The following is a 16,963-nucleotide window of genomic DNA, read 5'->3' as shown; positions in this document are numbered from 1 at the left end:
TTTCATTGCATTTCCTCTATCTGCGAAAGCGGCAGCTGCGTTTTTTTCGCTACCTGCTCTGCTGTCATTCCTGACTTCAAAAATCTGCGGGCCACCGCTTCCATCGGCTCCCCAATCTCTATAATATGCCTGTCCGGGTCATAAAGACGGATTACCCTCTGCCCCCAGTCATGCTCGATGCATCTGTTCAGATACTCGATTGCAAACTCACTGTTCTCCAGTTTCTCCAGGAAACCGTCAATATCATTCTCCTCAAAATACAGCTCCGCATCATTGCCGCCGGCGCAGACCGTTCTTTCGATGAATTTCTCCCACAGTTTCTTTTCCTGGAGAACAAGCCCTTCTGTTAAAATTATATTTTCGCCAAAGTCTGCGACCACCTGCAGGCCAAACAGATCCCTGTAAAATGTTTTTGATTTTTCTATGTCGTTGACAACAAATAAGATGTTCTTAAGCTTCATTTTGATTCCTCTTCTATTATCTCAATCTCGTTTTCTTTGCACCATTCTCTGGCAATTCGTGAATATTCAGCATCCCGATACCGAAACCACTTCTGTTCCAGACCCAAATCATAGACCATATCCTTAAATCTGCGAAAGGCCCCCCTGCCCCGGATCGCATCAGCCAGCTTCTCCTGAGTTTTCCCTTCGGGCAGGTTTTCAATAAATTCTTCCATCATGTTATATTCGTTAACGTCATATTGATTGGGAAGCCTAATGTAATCCTCAAAATTTTCCTCCATATCCTCTTCCAATTCTGGATTCTTATCTCCATTAATCATTCCATCAAAACATATAAGAATTTCTTCAGTTTTAATGCTGTAATAGTATTCTATTTCCATATCTGCAAATTCAATTGCATCAATAACATCGTTTAAATTTACTTTCATAATATCCCTCCGCAAATTCATCACAGTTGTTTCTATTAGATTTTTCCGCAACATTTCTTATACTTTTTCCCACTTCCACAAGGGCACGGATCGTTCGGGTATACTTTTTTACTCGAAACCACAGGTTCGCCATCCAGACCATGCGGGTAAGCGACTGCCGGTATGGTTGCAGCATTCGATTCATAATCGATATTGAATCCCATCCTATTCAGGTTGGCCTGCGTCTCCCGAAGCATTGCCGCCGCATTACTGCTTCCAGGCACAATAGTTGGCATCTGAAACGGTTCTTCTTTTTTTCGCTGAAATACAATTTCTTCCGGTGTAAATCCACGGTTTGCAAGCATTCTGGTATGATTATTCGCACTTTACATAAGTTTTATGAATTGCTGAAGATCCAATTCACTATTAAACACAACACCGCGTTTACTCAGCCATCCCATGACTTCGTTAAAATCATCGCCTTTTTCCAAACGATACCATATCTCACAAATGTCGTCTTCAGCTTCCTCATATTGCATATGCATCCTGGATTGTAAAAAGGATTTCATTTTCTGATACGCCGGTTCATCTGTCATATAATGATGCTTCCAATAATCCTCTACCTGGCGGTATGTGGGAATATAGAAATCCTTATCCATCTGCATCCCAAGCAACCATCTCATGCGATTTTCATACCTATAAGAAGAAGCAATGATATGATCACCCAGAATACAACTCCAGTTAATATCATCCGGTATCTGTTCAAACAGATGAATCAGTTCTTCTCTGCTTATCTTGTATTTTGGTTTTTTCTGATAGATCTGATGCAGAACATCAATCGGAGCAATGCCATAAAAATTCTCACAAAAATGAATGCATTTTATCAGCCAGCTCGCCTTTATTCAAAGATGAGATACGGCGGATATGCAGTTTACTGGCATAATTTTTCAAGTCCTCTTTATTAAATACTTCTAGTGCGCTTTTTAATGTCGTCATTTGAATCTCCTTTTATAAGCGATTGGCTTCTGGCAGCTCTACGATCATTGCCTCATGATGAACCGCCGGCAGGAATTTTTCCAGAATATCTTTGATGCTAATCTTTATACTTGCAGTACTGACGCAGGGATGGCATCCAATCGTATCACCCTCCGTCACCTGCCGGTCGATTAAAAGCTGCACCTGATTGTCTGTATCATTCATCAATCCCATAATTGATACCGCTCCCGGCTTAATGTGGAGATACTCCTCCATGTATTCTGCATCTGCAAAGGAAAGCCTTGCGCTATTGATCTGACTGGACAGATCCTTTGTTTTAAAAGGCTTATTTCCGGGCATCATCAGCAGATAGAACTGCGTCTTCTGCCTGTTGCACAAAAAAAGGTTCTTGCAGATGTCGGCATTCAGCAGCAGATCTATCTCGTGGCATTCTTCCATGGTATTCGTTTCTTCATGGTCCATTCTTTCATATTCAATTCCCAGTTCTTCCAGTAAATCATATACTTTTATTTCCTTGTCTGACCTTCCAATCAGATTGGTTGGTCTGCCTTTTACCAGTTCCATTTTAATCTCCTTTACTGCACTTTTTTTAAGAACTTGCATGGCTTTTCTGCTGCTTCTCAATTATTTTTTCCAGTCCTGATGTAAAATTTTATTTTAATCTTTTGTCCCTTTAGTAAAATTCTTTAATATCATTTTCAATTATTTTATCTTATATATTTTATCTCGTGTTTTTCCTTCACTCTTCAACAAACCAATTTCTTCTGCCTGATTCAACAATCTACTGGCAGTTTTAATTTGAACATCTAAAATCGATGCAACAACTGCACTACTTACACTTTCAGTTTCTTTTAAATAAGCTAACACCACTTTCATTCTACTTTGTGCCAATTCGGACATTGATTCGGACATTGATTCGGACATTGATTCGGACATTTTGCCCTTATTTTCAAAGCCTTTTCTCATCTTAATCGTTATAATCAAATAAGTTCTATTCTCATCTGTCTCGAATTCCGGCAATGGAGAGCCATTCTTCTTTAGTGCCGAAAGAATTGTAGGGATTCCTGTACCTTGTTTCTCTGAAAGATCTATTTCTTTAAAAAATTCTCCGATTCTGCGATTGCGGTATTTTCTCGCTCTAACCTTACCAGTTGAAAATTTTTCCATGTTTATCCATTTATCAGGGCCTGGATAATTAATAATCTGAATGCTATCAACATAGATTCTGATTTCAACCGGCTCGCCATCTCTATAAGATTTATGGAATGCGGCATTTACCAGTGCTTCTTCAAGCGCGTTATATGGATAATTAAAATAACGGTCTACTTCAGCCTGATTCTTTATCTTCACAACTTTTTCTTCAATAACCGTTGATTCTATATAAGCTAACGCATCTTTTACCTGTTTCCAGATTGGTCCTGTAAATGTCTTTTCAATAAAATCATTCGACGCCTCCGCCTCATCTGTATTGAACTTGACCAGATTAATCTGAGCTCCAGGAATTAATTTGTCAGGTCTATCAGAAAACATCAAAACACCAATGTTTCTAATTGCTAAATCAGTATCCGTTTCATTTGCAACTTCAAGTGAAATAAGTAAATCTTCCAGGGTTCTGGAATTTAACTCATTTGTAAGTGTACTATTGCTATCCCGAATAAAATCCTCCAGATACCCTCTGCGAATAATATCAATTGTCGCCATGCGGTTGATCCTATCATCATAAGGAACCGCATTGAATTTTTCATATAGTTCTGATAATTCATTTAGCTTAGCTGGTGTTGTCAATGAACCTGGACGGATCCAATATTTCATGGACTTATCAGTTTTTTTATCAGAATGTTTTTTTGAATATACGTCTACTGGTGCCTGATAGGGTCCTGCATCACCGGCAGAACATTTCAAATAAATCAAATGCGTATCGTCATTCGGATAATTTACCACTTCAATTGTCGGAATATAACGTGGTTCAATCTTATTACAATACTGGAATATTTCCTGCTGTATAGAATCTACCCGCTCCTTATCAACACCTTTTGGAGGCAAGATTGGTATGCCGTCATTTGCCGCCACGCCAATAACAAGATAGCCACCATTGACGTTATCATAATCATTTGCAAATGCACAGATTGTATGAATAATATCCCCTGGATTCCAGCCCTCTTTGTATTCAACTCTATTTCGCTCTACCACTTGTCCTTGAAGCAGGGTTTCTATTTTTAATGGTATCACTTAATCACCTCCATAGTTGTCATTTCAATAATATTCAAGCCAACGTGCTATCTCACCTAATGATTTTGCAGCTTGTACAAAAATAATCGCTCATTTTCATTCTTAATTCTAATCCAGTTCCGTATACTTCAGGTTCTTCCCCTTGATCTTCTCCACTGGATATTTCTGCCCGTTTTTTGCAAGCTTGTCTTCTAAGATTTTTTTCAAATCAATATTATTCATCTGGGCAAATCTAAGGACAAAGAATAAAGTATCTGCCAGTTCTTCCTCGACGCGGATCTTTTTATCCGTGCTGGCAAATATTTCTCTCATATCTTCTTCTGATTTAAAACGAAATAAGTCCAATAATTCATTGGCCTCTGTGGAAATTCCAATTGCAAGATCCTTGGGATTGTGAAACTGATCCCAGTCACGCTCTTCACAAAATTCTCTCACCAAGCCCGTGAGTTCCTGTATATCTGCTGCATTCATAATTTACCCTGCTTTCTTCACAAGTGTACATTTGCATGTTTTAATGCCTGTCTAAGCTCGCCATCCTGAACAGTTTAGATTTATTGGGTTCTTAACAGTTAAGATTTATTTTACTACATCACCGCAGAAAAAAACAGTCGTTTTTATTCCTGATTTCCAAATTATGGTTTGTACATTGTATTTTGTACAAAACATACAATATACGCTTTCATTTTTCAAATCATGTGTTATAATATCAAATAGTGTGATTTATATCATATCTTCTAAATTACTTATAAGACATAGTTTTAAGAAAAGGACGTATCTATTTATGAAAACATTTATTAAGGCAATTATGGGTGGCGTTGCGATCAGCTCAGGTGGAACTATTTATTTAACTCTGGAAAACCACATAGTCGGCGCACTTTTATTTTCTATAGGTCTCTTTACTATTTATACTTTCGGTCTGAATTTATATACCGGAAAAGTATGTTATATTGTGAACGAAGAACTGTCATTCTTCAAAACAATTCTTGCAGTATATTTTGGAAATATGGTAGGAACCGTTGGAACCGGTTATCTGTTCCGCCAGACAAAATTAGCGAAACTGGTCGAGCATACCGTTGAAATAGTTGACTTAAAATTATCAGATACCTTATTCAGTACATTTATTATGGCAATCATGTGCGGTATCATGATGAGCATCGCAGTTATCGGCTTCCAGACCATTAAAGATGGAGTAGAAAAAAATATCGCATTAATTTTTCCGATCATGGTATTTATTCTTTCCGGGTATGAGCATAGTATTGCCGACATGTTCTATTTCTCCATGGCAGATGCGTGGAGTGCAAAAGCGGTTCTTTATATTGCTGTTATTTCTTTAGGCAATCTGGTAGGCGGATGCCTGATTCCGTTATCAGCGAAAATATTGGATAAGGAAGTACTGACCAGTCATTAAAACAAAAAATATCATCCATAAGACTATGTTAATCTTCTGAATGATATTTTTTTCATTTTATCTTATAAACGGTCTGTCAAAAATCTGTAAGCAAACTCATCTGCTGCTTTTCCCATTGATGGCCCATGCCCTGCATTGGAATAGGAAAGATAGGTGACATCTGCACCTGCTTCAACCAACGCTTTATACAGCTTCTCACTCTGATCAATCGGCACCACAGGATCTTGTCCTCCGTGCATGATAATCATAGGTGGGCAATCCTCTTTCACATACTGAATAGGGCTGCATTTTCTGGCAAGTTCAATGTATCTCCAATCAGTATTAGCTGTATCTCCATTTTCCAATACTTCGTTTAATGTCCACAAATTCTTCCCAGTCCCTCTGTACCCCAGTATCTGTGTTTCAATTTCAACCGCCTGACCGGCCGCACTGTCAATTTCAGTACCTTCCAAATTCTTTGGCGGGCCATCTATTTTAGCTGCTCCCACATGAATCAGCTCTTCTAAATCAGTTGGCCCATAGAAGACAGCTGCCGCCTTGACTGCACTGGAATGCTCCAGATTGCCGCCAACATCGCCCTCCATTTCTTTGCTGTCTGCACTCATTGCAACCATAGCCGCTAAGTGTCCACCCGCCGAATTGCCTAATACGCCAATACGTTCCGGATCAATATGAAAAGTCTGTGCATTTGCCTTTAAGAAACGCACTACTCCCTTGCAATCATGAATGCATGCCGGAAATACTGACTGGCTTGCCAGACGGTAGGATGGCGATATGATGGTATAGCCTTGCTCTACCAGTTTTATTAAATCCCTGCAGTACACAGCTTTCTGAGTAACCTGCTTGTATTCCCCCCACATCCATCCGCCGCCAAAATAGTAGATGATGCAAGGTCCTGGCTCTTTTTGATTTAGGTCCTGGTAAATGTCCATCTTTAATGTATGACCCTCTCCATTATCCAAAGTCACCTCTGCATATGGGACATCCACATAACGTGGGGGGGCGTCCTGGAGGGCATAAAGGTTTTACTTTTGGTGATTCTTTCATCTGTTCTTTCTCCTTTCGGTTCAAAATCCAATATGTCTCTTATAGGGATTCTCTAGAGAAATTCATCAAATCCACCCTCAAAACAAATGCTAGTATTTACATACTTTCTCCATTATATTTTCCTTTTCCAAATGTCATTTCAAGAAGTTCACTTGCTATATTTTTACTGCAAACGCGCATCAAATTATCTTCTTTTCCATTCTTCCACACCAAACCTATCTCTCAGCACAGCGTTAGATACTTCCATCTCATTTACATATAAATGCTTTTGAAATTCTTGTATTCTAAACCCATCTTGAACTACCTTTTCTAAATTTATGTCTTAAAAGTTAGTCTACATGCCATAATAATTTTGTTATGCTCCGCTTTCACTTCAATTTATATGTCCTGTTACTGTTTCCACCTATAGCTTCAACATCATCCATCTCTGCCATAATTACTCTTGTTCTTGCCGGACTTAATTCAATATGAGCAGCAATATCACTTGTTGTTGACTCGCCATATTTCTGCAGATATTTTCTGATTTCAACCATATTTTTCGTTGTTTTCTTCGCTTGCTTTTTATCGCTTGTTTTCTTCGCTTGCTTTTTATCGCTTGTTTTCTTCGCTTGCTTTTTCTTAAATTCAAGCGTTAAAATCATTCTATCAGGATCAAACTGTTCCTCAATCACTGGCTCAATCCAGCCCTCGTCTTCCCATACATTAAAAATATTTGGAACTCCGCTTCCTGCACGTTCACCAATGTTAATAAGATTGAACATCTTCATAAGCGTCTTATTACGAGGATCTGATACTCCACCTTTTCGCATCTGAGCCTTTCCTGTCCTGCTATAACCTGGATTTTCCATAATTAGCTTATCTGGCTCTTTTTTAATTACCACACCTCTGACTCCATAAAAATCTGTATTTATTAGGCAATTTGCAAGCGCTTCTCGTAAAGCTTCATGCACAGGAGTGTCATCAATACGGTCCCCGCCCTTAGTCTTAAATGGCACTTTAATATCCTTGATCATTTTGTTATATACCCTAAAATAAAAATCACAGATATTACCTGACCATTCACCGGAACTTGACTGTAATCGATCTGTCCAACGAATCGTAGGATCAAGCAATTCTCTATAGTCTAAAAAGTATTCCGGAAAATGTCTCACGATGTTATACTCATTTCCAAACATTAACATACCTGCTGCAGTAGGATGTAACTGTTTGTCCACATCGGATACAGCTGCTGCACCAATGCTACGAAGATACTCTAAATCATCTAATCTTTCAAATGGATGCCCAGCTTTTAATGTCCTATGGCGATTTCTGTATCCCTGAATTGTTTCTTTATTCAAATCTTCCATTAATGCATCATCCAAGACTTCCATATCCATTGTATTATCCGTCTGATCACGCAACATCGCTTTTACTTGAAGTCTTGTACAATGATAATCTCCAGAATGGTCTCTTCTGAACGTTCCGCCAAACATATCATTATTTATAAATACAGGCTTTTGTTCGCGTTTTGCCATTGGAACACAAATCACTATAATTAAGTCCTCACCAACCTCGTAAACCTCTACATCATTTTCAGATAGGAGATTGATATTTACCTTTTGACTGTTATGGATTAGATTCCAGAAATTATCCAACAGCTTCTCTTTATCAGCTGTCTTTAAGCCTGTAGTTTTCCAACTTTTATCATCCAGTTCTTTAATACCTAGAATAATTACTCCACCATAAGTATTGGCAAATGATGAATAGGTATCCCAGAGTGCAATTGGAAGGCCGCCGTTTGCTTTCTTCACCTCTCGGCGATTATCTTCTTTGTATGAATCGAACTTTGAAATGTCAAATAATTCCGTCACCAAGTATCATCTCACTTTCTTTCAAGTATTTGCTTATCTTTCCTTTTCAATAAAACTTCTTGCCCAACTACTTACATATGACCAGTTTACTCATCACAATACGTGTAGTGGACTGTAAAATCCTATCAAATTTACATGCGCTATAATTTATACTTGCTAAATTTTTATGCATTATTGTTCAATGTCCTTTACCATTTTATATTTCTGCTTACTACTATTCGGCTTATCAGGTATGGTCATTTCAATATAACCAATATCCATAGCTGGCAACAAATAGTTATCTCTAAACGTTGGTCTATGCTTTAATTCCAGTAATTCCATAAGCTCCTTGGTTGAAAATTCTTTATCACCAATAACCTTTAACAGCCTTTCAACTTGTTCGGTTACTTGTTCCATAACTTGTTCGGTGTCTGCAATTTCACATAACACCTCATAAATAGCTTTTAACAGAAACTCTACGAATTTTCCAGAATCAGCACTTTGGTCACATTCATCTAGCACTTTGTTATATTCATCTTGCCGCTCCCTAATTAATGTTTCAATTGGAAGCCAGCCAAACAGTGATTTCCATTTATACAGCAATAGTGTCTGCCACATTCGTCCCATTCTACTATTTCCCTCTGCAAATGGGTGAATAAATTCAAATTCATAATGGAACACACAACTTTTTATTAGTGGATGTACTTCTGCCTTTTTTGCCCAATCAACCAACTCCTTTATCAGATGTGGCACCTGATTTGCCGGTGGTGCCATATGAACTAATTGTTTTCCCACAAATACACCTGCACCACCACTTCGAAATGTTCCTGCCTCTTTTGTTAATTCATTCATCAATACTTTATGGGCTAATAACATATCCTTAACTGAATACGGATTCATTTCTAACAGCCGGTTATATGCTTCAAAGGCATTCTTTACCTCACATATTTCAGCTGGTGTCCCCAGAATTTTTTTCCCATTGATAATATCAATTACTTCATCCAAAGATAAGGAATTATTTTCAATAGCTAATGAGGCATGAATCGTACGGATACGATTATCTTCTAGAAGTCTTGGGATGTTGGTCATATCATCATTTATCATGAGTTTGGTTATTATTTCAGTTATAGCAGAAACTAAATTTACTATCTTATCTGTTATTGTATATAGTGGAATATAAACTTTTTCGCTCATGTTTCCCCTCGCTTTGTGCTATGATTTGCCCCTACATGATTTAGCATCTTTTTTCTTACTTGTACATCATTATACCGTACAAGTTTCGATAATACTACTGATTTTTAATTTATTTAAAAGTACATTTTATAAAGCCATTACAAAAAACAAATCCTACAACCCGCATAAAAACTGGGCTGTAGGATTTTCCTTTATTACTCAAACTCAATCACATCCAGTGGCTTCCCACCCCTTACTCGCTCCTCAACGCCTCCACAGCATCCTTCTTCGCCGCCATCTTCGCCGGAATATGCCCACCCATCATAGTCAAAACGGTACTCACCGCAATCAAGGATATCGCATATACCGGTTTCAGCTGTGCCACATCCGGCAGCTCCGTCATTGCCTCTATCACGCTGTTGATCGGAAATGTCAGCAGGTAGGAAATTGCAATTCCAAGACATCCTGAAAATACTCCCAGAATGAATGTCTCCGCATCGAAAACCCTGGTGATATCCTTCTTTCTTGCACCGAGCGCCTTCAGGATTCCGATTTCCTTTGTCCTCTCAAGGACTGATGTATAGGTGATGATTGCGATCATGATCAGGGATACCACAAGGGAAATGGCTGCAAATGCAATCAGCACCAGGGTGATGGCATCCATGATGCCGCCGGTAAGGTCCGTCATCGTTGCGGCCAGGTCCGTGTAGTAGATGGCCTCATCCTTTTCCTTGTCGTTATTCCAGGTGTTCAGATACTCTTTCACTGCTTCTTTTGACTCAAAGTCCACAGGGTATATGTTGATCATGTAAGGGGTTCCCGTTGCGCCGAGCATGGAAAGCAGGGCATCTTTTGTCATGCTCTGGCCTGCACCTGAACCGCCTCCCATCATGCCCATCATGGAAGCCGTGGAATTGGAACTGCCGCCCATGGAGGACGGTATGGCGCTTGCTGTTGAAAAGCTTTCGCCTGTAAGGATGTTGAAATCAGCTTCCTCCTGGGCTTTTACAATGTCTGATTCTGCTGCGTCGTTTATGAAATCCGTGGCAAGTACGTCGGCATAGGCGATTCCTTCTCCAAGGACGGCAATCTCAACGTCTTCCTTCTGCCTGATGATGCCTGCTATTTTGAGCTCTTCGCTGTTTTCGCTGTTGTATGCGGCTTCGAAGTCAGGATTTATGGTGTAGATTCCAAGATTGGTCTTTGCATAATAATCGTTGTTTTTTACGCTCCTGAATGATAAGGAGAGGATCTCGTCAAAGGGGATTTCTTCTGCCTCTGCATCAAGGCCCAGCGCCTTCAGTACGCTTATTGGAACTGTGTTTTTTGTTGATATGACAAGCACAAGCTCATTTTTGCCTTCCGGATATTTTCCTGCAAGAAGGTCGTAGTTCTGTTCGATATAGGACATGCTGTCCTCTTCACCGATGGTTTTCGGATAGGATGAAAATCCGATGTCGCCTGATGAAAGGGATGATAGTTTGCCGTCCTTTTTCATTAACAGGTTCAATCCTACGGTTCTGGTATAGCCTACCGAGGATACCATGCCAGGATCGATTTCTTCCAGATATTCGATGTATTCGTCGGAAAAGTTGTTTGTATGCGCGCGGCTGTTTTTGGAAGGGTCATATGGATAAACGGCAGCAGCATCCGGATATTCATCTTCTGATGAAGAAGTACCCATCATTTCACTTCGTGCTTCCCTGGACTGTTCCGACATGGTTTCCATATCCATGTCCATGGTTGTCTGGGTGATCGTGATCGGGAAGTTCGAGAGGCTGTCTGTCTGGAATTTGTCTATCTGTATCTGGAATCCTCCGGACAATGACAGGATCAGGGCAATGCCGATGATTCCGATGCTTGATGCAAAGGCTGTCAGGGCAGTCCTTCCCTTCTTTGTTCTGATGTTGTTGAAGGAAAGCTTGAGGGCAGTCAAAAAGCTCATGCTTGTCTTTTTCAGCTGGAAGCGGTCTTCTTTCGGCTGCTCCACATGGGGATGGGAATCTGAAATGATCATTCCATCCTTGAATTCTACGATTCTGTCTGCATATTCATGGGCAATGTCAGGGTTGTGGGTGACCATGATGACCAGCTTGTCTTTTGCTACTTCCCGGATTAGATCCATGATCTGGACGCTCGTTGTCGTATCCAGGGCGCCTGTAGGCTCATCGCACAGAAGAATGTCTGGGTTGTTTGCCAGGGCGCGGGCTATGGCCACCCTCTGCATCTGTCCTCCCGAGAGCTGGTTGGGCCTCTTGTGGATATGCTCCTTCAGGCCTACCTGTTCAAGGGCCTGGAGAGCCTTCTTCTTTTTCTCATGTTTGGATACGCCGCTGAGGGTCATGCCAAGCTCGACATTTTCAATGATGCCCAGATGGGAGATCAGGTTGTAGCTCTGGAACACGAATCCGATGGTGTTGTTCCTGTATGCGTCCCAATCCTCGGCTTTGAAAGCCTTTGTCGACTTTCCATTGATTACCATATCTCCGGAGTCGTAGGCATCAAGGCCGCCCACGATATTCAGGCAGGTGGTCTTTCCGGAACCGCTGGTCCCCAGTATGGCTACGAATTCTTTCTTTCTGAAGGAAACGGAAATCCCATCCAGGGCCTTTGTGATGTTTCCGCCTACGTTATAATGTTTCTTTATGTCTTTCAATTCCAGCATCTGTTTTTCTCCTGTATCTTAAATATTGAGCCGCCTGTTGTTCCTGAGGCTGCGGTTAAACAGTTACAACAATCGCGCTTTGATTTCAAAAGCGTGTTCTTATATATGTTAGAGTTTGCGGATTCAATGGACAAATCCGCCTCTTCTATTATATTCCATTCGTAGCCAACTGGTGTCATAAATTTTTCTGGCTTTGATGAAATTTTTATAAACATAGCGGCAATATATTATAAACAGCTGCCTACAGGACAGAAAAAAAATCAGACCGATGCTGGTCTGATTTTTTTCTGTCCTGTAGGTTTCAGCCTGGTGTTTGTCCAGACGGTTGGTTCCTGCTTCTGCAATCCTTCTTCAGCAGCTTCACCTTTTCTCACTCGGCTGCGCTGCGTCGCAGTCTCTGATCCGGAACCTACGCCAGTTCAAATGCACCTGTGTAGAGCTGATAGTACTTGCCCTTTTTCCCGATGAGTTCTTCATGGTCTCCACGCTCGATGATTCTTCCGTTTTCCATTACCATGATGACATCGGAATTCCTGACAGTGGACAGCCTGTGGGCAATGACGAATACCGTCCTGCCTTCCATCAGCTTGTCCATACCCTCCTGCACGATTGCTTCCGTCCTGGTATCGATGCTGGAGGTTGCTTCGTCGAGGATCAGAACCGGCGGATTGAAGATTGCCGCCCTGGCGATTGCGAGGAGCTGCCTCTGGCCTTGGGAAAGATTTGCGCCGTCCCCGGATATCATGGTATCGTAGCCTTCAGGCAGATGCCTGATGAACAGATCCGCATTTGCCAGTTTCGCTGCTGCGATGACCTCTTCCCTGGTTGCCTCCAGTTTTCCATAACGGATGTTGTCAGCTATGGTTCCGGTAAAAAGGTGGGTATCCTGGAGTACGATTCCAAGGGACCTCCTCAGGTCATCCTTTTTGATTTTGTTGATGTTGATGCCGTCATATCTGATTTTTCCATCCTGTATGTCGTAGAAACGGTTGATCAGATTTGTGATCGTTGTTTTTCCTGCGCCTGTGGATCCGACAAAAGCGATCTTCTGACTAGGTTTGGCAAACATTTTTACGTTATGGAGAACCATTTTTTCTTCCGTGTATCCGAAATCCACATCGTCAAAAGCCACGTCGCCGCAGACTTTTTTATAGGTTACTGTGCCGTCTGCATGAGGATGTCTCCATGCCCACACTCCCGTACGCTCTTTTACTTCTTCAATGCCGCCGTCTTCATCTTCCCTTACGTTTACGAGAGTGACGTATCCTTCATCTGTCTCCGGCTTTTCATCCAGGAACCTGAATATGCGTTCAGCTCCTGCAAATGCCATAATCACTGCATTGAGCTGTCCTGAAATCTGCATAACGGTTCCGTTCAGGCTTCGGGCAAGCTGAAGGAATGCGGCGATGCCGCCAAGGGTGAACCCGCTGATTCCCGAGATTGCAAGCAATGCACCCAGGATTGCTACCAGGACATAATTTACATATCCCAGGTTTCCAAGCACTGGCATCAGGGCATTGGCATATTTATTAGCGCTGTCAGCGCTTTCAAAAAGCCCGTCGTTCAGTTCATCAAATTTGTTTTTCGCTTCTTTTTCGTGGCAGAATACCTTAACGACTTTCTGGCCTTCCATCATTTCTTCGATATATCCGTTGACGGATCCAAGATCTTTCTGCTGCAGCATGAAATATTTCCCGCTTTTCCCGCCGATATATTTTGTAAGATACACGATGAGGACCATCATCAGGACCTCCACAAGGGTGAGCGGTATATTCAGGATCAGCATAGAAATGGCGATGCTTACAATTGTGATAACAGAGGCTGCCAGCTGGGGCATGCTCTGGCTGATCATCTGCCTCAGGGTATCGGTATCGTTTGTATAAAGGCTCATGATGTTTCCATGGGCATGGGAATCAAAAAAACCGATCGGCAGGGATTCCATATGTGCAAACATGTCATTTCTGACTTTTTTCAGAGATCCCTGGGCCACATAGATCATAATCCGGCTGTATACATAGGTTGAAACTATGCCGCCAAAATAGATCAGCGCCATGATGGAGAGGGCTTTCAGAAGCGGGCTGTAATCCTGCTCCGTCTGCCCAATCATCGGCAGGATATACCCGTCAATCAGTTTTTTCAGGAACAGGGTTCCGCCCACATTTGCAACGGAACTCAGGATAATGGCTGCAAGAACGACCAGAAGGCTTAGTTTATATTCCTTTACCACATAGGATATCAGCCTTTTCATGGTCTTTCCCGAGGCCCTTTGTTTTTTCCCCTGTGTGCCTGGATTCTGTTCTCTGCCTGTGCCTGGATTCTGTTCTCCGCCTGTGCCTGCATTCTGTCCTTTGCCTTTTCCTGCTGCGTCAATGCTTTCCGTTTTATGCGATTGCTTCATCATTATCATCTCCCTTCATCTGTGATTCATATACTTCCCTGTAGATGTCATTTGTCTCAAGAAGTTCCTGATGGGTTCCGAAACCGTTGATTTCTCCATCATCCAGAACAATTATCCTGTCCGCTTCCTCTACTGAAGAAATACGCTGGGCAATGATCAGTTTCGTCGTGTCCGGGATTGCCTCTTTAAATGCCTTCCTGATCAGAGCGTCGGTCCTGGTATCTACTGCGCTGGTCGAATCATCCAGGATCAGTATCTTCGGTTTCTTCAGCAATGCCCTGGCAATGCAGAGCCTCTGCTTCTGCCCGCCTGAAACATTGGTGCCTCCCTGCTCGATATAGCTATCATATCCGTTCGGGAATTTTTCTATAAATTCTGCTGCCTGGGCCTGTCTGCATGCCGTAATCAGCTCTTCATCTGTTGCCTCCGGATTTCCCCATCTCAGATTTTCCTTGATCGTACCAGAAAAAAGGACATTTTTCTGAAGTACCATGGATACCTGATTTCTAAGTGTCTCGATATCATAATCCCTGACATCTGTCCCGCCTACCCTGACGGAGCCCTTCGTCACGTCATAAAGCCTTGGAATCAGCTGGACAAAGGTCGTCTTCGCGCTTCCCGTTCCGCCGATGATTCCGATGGTTTCACCCGAATGGATGGTCAGATTGATGTTCTTCAGGTTGAGGTTGTTTTCATTTTTACTGTAGCTGAAATCCACATGGTCGAATTCAATGGAGCCGTCTTTCACTGTGAATACCGGATTCCCGCTGTTGGCCAGATCGCTTTTTTCACCCAGCACTTCCGTGATTCTCTCAGCGGATGATTTTGCCATGACCACCATGACGAACACCATGGACATGATCATAAGGCTGATCAGAAGGGCACTGATATAGGTAAACAGGCTCATAAGCTCGCCTGTTGTCATGGAGCCGGATACAATCAACTTTGCTCCAAGCCATGATAACAGCAGGATGCAGACATACATGGTAAACTGCATGACCGGGGCATTGAATACAAGAATCTTTTCTGCCTTGATCGCATAATCGTATACGGTTTCTGAAGCTTTATGGAATTTTTCTATTTCATGATCTTCCCTGACATACGCCTTCACAACACGTATGCCTGTCAGATTCTCCTGGACACTGGCATTGAGATCATCATATTTTCTGAACAGCTGTTTGAAAAACGGATGAACCCCTATCATGATCAGATACAGGATAATGCCAAGAAAAATAATCGCCCCCAGGAAAACCAGGGCTAATTTCGCATTGATATAGAAGCACATGAACATTGCAGATACAATCATAATCGGAGCCCTAACGAACATCCTGATGATCATCTGAAATGCATTCTGCACGTTTGTGACGTCAGTGGTCAGTCTTGTGATCAGCCCTGCCGTTGAATACTTGTCAATATTTGAGAAGGAAAAATCCTGTATGTTGTGGTACATGCCCCTTCTCAGGTTTCTGGCAAACCCTGTCGATGCCCTTGCCGCGGTTTTTCCCGAAAGGACTCCGAAAAGCAGGCCCAGCAGGGACGCGCCTATCATAAGGGCTCCCACTGTATACACATACTTCATATCCCCCCTGCCAACTCCATTGTCGATGATCTTCGACATTAAAAATGGAATCAGGATATCCATCATTACTTCCAAAACTACAAATACAGGTGTCAGGATCGTATCCTTCCTGAATTCACCTATATACGCCATCATTCTTTTTATCATTTTCCATCCTCCTTTGTTAGATTTCTAACTAATTTTTCCCTTAAACAAAGAGTTTGCCATGGCAAACTCTTTATCAATCCTCTTCGGAAATCTTTTCGGAAATCTTATCCAACAGTTCAAACAGCAGCTCCCGTTCTCCCGGTGTCAGTGCCTCTGTCATGTAGTCTTCCACCTTCACGATCTGCTGGTACACGGCGCTTTGAATCTCGCGCCCCTTTTCCAGGAGCATGATTTTCTTCAGCCTTCCATCCTCCTCGACGCTGACCCTCTGGATAATTCCGTTACTTTCCATCAGATTCAGCACGCTGGTTACCGATGAACGTCTTATGTCGAACCTCTCTTCGATGTCCTTCTGGAAGATATTCCGTTTGGAAGATTCACAATATAGGAATCCGATTATTTTGGCCTGTATATTCGTCACGCCATACTGGGCGACCCTCTTGCCGATGATCCTGTCAATCTGGCGCGAAATATGTATGATCTTGTGTCCGATATTCATTTCCTTATTCACAATTGCAGCTCCTCTTGGATTAGTTAGATTTCTAACTAATTATAAAATGGAATTGTGCATGTTGTCAACATTTTTTCAGTTCTGATTCCCTATCCGGACTGGTGCACTGTATT

At 41.8% G+C, this 16,963-nt stretch carries 15 protein-coding genes and 1 pseudogene; 1 reads left to right on the top strand and 15 read right to left on the bottom strand.

Going from position 1 to position 16,963, the window contains the following annotated elements; translation table 11 throughout:
• Positions 1–2 precede the first annotated feature (2 nt).
• From BJR36_RS09765 to BJR36_RS09730, 8 genes and pseudogenes are all read right to left on the bottom strand, one after another.
• Positions 3–461: a VOC family protein gene (locus BJR36_RS09765; RefSeq protein ID WP_091233450.1), complete on the bottom strand. Its 459-nt coding sequence runs from the start codon at positions 459–461 to the stop codon at positions 3–5.
• Entirely contained in the window at positions 458–889 is a 432-nt protein-coding gene (locus BJR36_RS09760) for a UPF0158 family protein (RefSeq protein WP_091233445.1), read from the bottom strand. The genes BJR36_RS09765 and BJR36_RS09760 overlap by 4 nt, the downstream gene beginning before the upstream one ends.
• Before the next feature lie 35 nt (positions 890–924).
• Positions 925–1,011: pseudogene (locus tag BJR36_RS21140) on the bottom strand (SEC-C metal-binding domain-containing protein); the annotation flags it as partial.
• A 243-nt stretch (positions 1,012–1,254) separates the two neighbouring features.
• A complete protein-coding gene (locus BJR36_RS09750; RefSeq protein ID WP_207648846.1) occupies positions 1,255–1,551 on the bottom strand; it encodes a hypothetical protein in 297 nt (98 codons plus the stop codon).
• 178 nt (positions 1,552–1,729) lie between these two features.
• Positions 1,730–1,864 (bottom strand): hypothetical protein, encoded by a 135-nt coding sequence (locus BJR36_RS20880; protein ID WP_278276584.1) that lies wholly within the window; start codon positions 1,862–1,864, stop codon positions 1,730–1,732.
• A gap of 12 nt (positions 1,865–1,876) precedes the next feature.
• On the bottom strand, positions 1,877–2,428 hold the full coding sequence (locus BJR36_RS09740) for a prolyl-tRNA synthetase associated domain-containing protein (protein WP_091233585.1): 552 nt from the start codon (positions 2,426–2,428) through the stop codon (positions 1,877–1,879).
• Positions 2,429–2,566: 138 nt separating this feature from the next.
• Positions 2,567–4,093 carry an ATP-binding protein gene (locus BJR36_RS09735; protein WP_091233434.1) on the bottom strand — a complete coding sequence of 509 codons (1,527 nt, stop codon included), beginning with the start codon at positions 4,091–4,093 and terminating at the stop codon, positions 2,567–2,569.
• Between the two features lie 108 nt (positions 4,094–4,201).
• Entirely contained in the window at positions 4,202–4,564 is a 363-nt protein-coding gene (locus BJR36_RS09730; RefSeq protein ID WP_091233431.1) for a nucleotide pyrophosphohydrolase, read from the bottom strand.
• 163 nt (positions 4,565–4,727) lie between these two features.
• On the opposite strand from BJR36_RS09730, the gene BJR36_RS09725 reads away from it, so the two are divergent.
• A complete protein-coding gene (locus BJR36_RS09725; RefSeq protein ID WP_091233429.1) occupies positions 4,728–5,501 on the top strand; it encodes a formate/nitrite transporter family protein in 774 nt (257 codons plus the stop codon).
• Positions 5,502–5,563: 62 nt separating this feature from the next.
• Here BJR36_RS09725 and BJR36_RS09720 read toward each other — a convergent pair whose 3' ends face one another.
• From BJR36_RS09720 to BJR36_RS09690, 7 genes are all read right to left on the bottom strand, one after another.
• Positions 5,564–6,463, bottom strand: a complete 900-nt coding sequence (locus tag BJR36_RS09720) for an alpha/beta hydrolase (RefSeq protein ID WP_242875515.1) — start codon at positions 6,461–6,463, stop codon at positions 5,564–5,566.
• A gap of 453 nt (positions 6,464–6,916) precedes the next feature.
• On the bottom strand, positions 6,917–8,338 hold the full coding sequence (locus tag BJR36_RS09715; RefSeq protein ID WP_242875514.1) for an ATP-binding protein: 1,422 nt from the start codon (positions 8,336–8,338) through the stop codon (positions 6,917–6,919).
• A gap of 231 nt (positions 8,339–8,569) precedes the next feature.
• On the bottom strand, positions 8,570–9,571 hold the full coding sequence (locus tag BJR36_RS09710; RefSeq protein WP_091233427.1) for a Fic family protein: 1,002 nt from the start codon (positions 9,569–9,571) through the stop codon (positions 8,570–8,572).
• A gap of 232 nt (positions 9,572–9,803) precedes the next feature.
• Complete coding sequence (locus BJR36_RS09705; RefSeq protein ID WP_091233424.1) at positions 9,804–12,215, bottom strand: ABC transporter ATP-binding protein/permease; 2,412 nt, start codon at positions 12,213–12,215, stop codon at positions 9,804–9,806.
• Between the two features lie 409 nt (positions 12,216–12,624).
• On the bottom strand, positions 12,625–14,463 hold the full coding sequence (locus BJR36_RS09700) for an ABC transporter ATP-binding protein (protein ID WP_242875522.1): 1,839 nt from the start codon (positions 14,461–14,463) through the stop codon (positions 12,625–12,627).
• A 133-nt stretch (positions 14,464–14,596) separates the two neighbouring features.
• Positions 14,597–16,339, bottom strand: coding sequence for an ABC transporter ATP-binding protein (locus tag BJR36_RS09695; RefSeq protein ID WP_091233418.1), 1,743 nt, complete (start codon positions 16,337–16,339; stop codon positions 14,597–14,599).
• A gap of 73 nt (positions 16,340–16,412) precedes the next feature.
• On the bottom strand, positions 16,413–16,850 hold the full coding sequence (locus BJR36_RS09690) for a MarR family winged helix-turn-helix transcriptional regulator (protein WP_091233415.1): 438 nt from the start codon (positions 16,848–16,850) through the stop codon (positions 16,413–16,415).
• Positions 16,851–16,963: the final 113 nt, after the last annotated feature.

The sequence above is a fragment of the Anaerobium acetethylicum genome (assembly GCF_900096945.1).
In the GTDB taxonomy this organism is placed as follows: domain Bacteria; phylum Bacillota; class Clostridia; order Lachnospirales; family Lachnospiraceae; genus Anaerobium; species Anaerobium acetethylicum.
The sequence above is the reverse complement of the archived record's forward strand: the minus strand, read 5'-3'. Positions and strand labels throughout refer to the sequence as shown.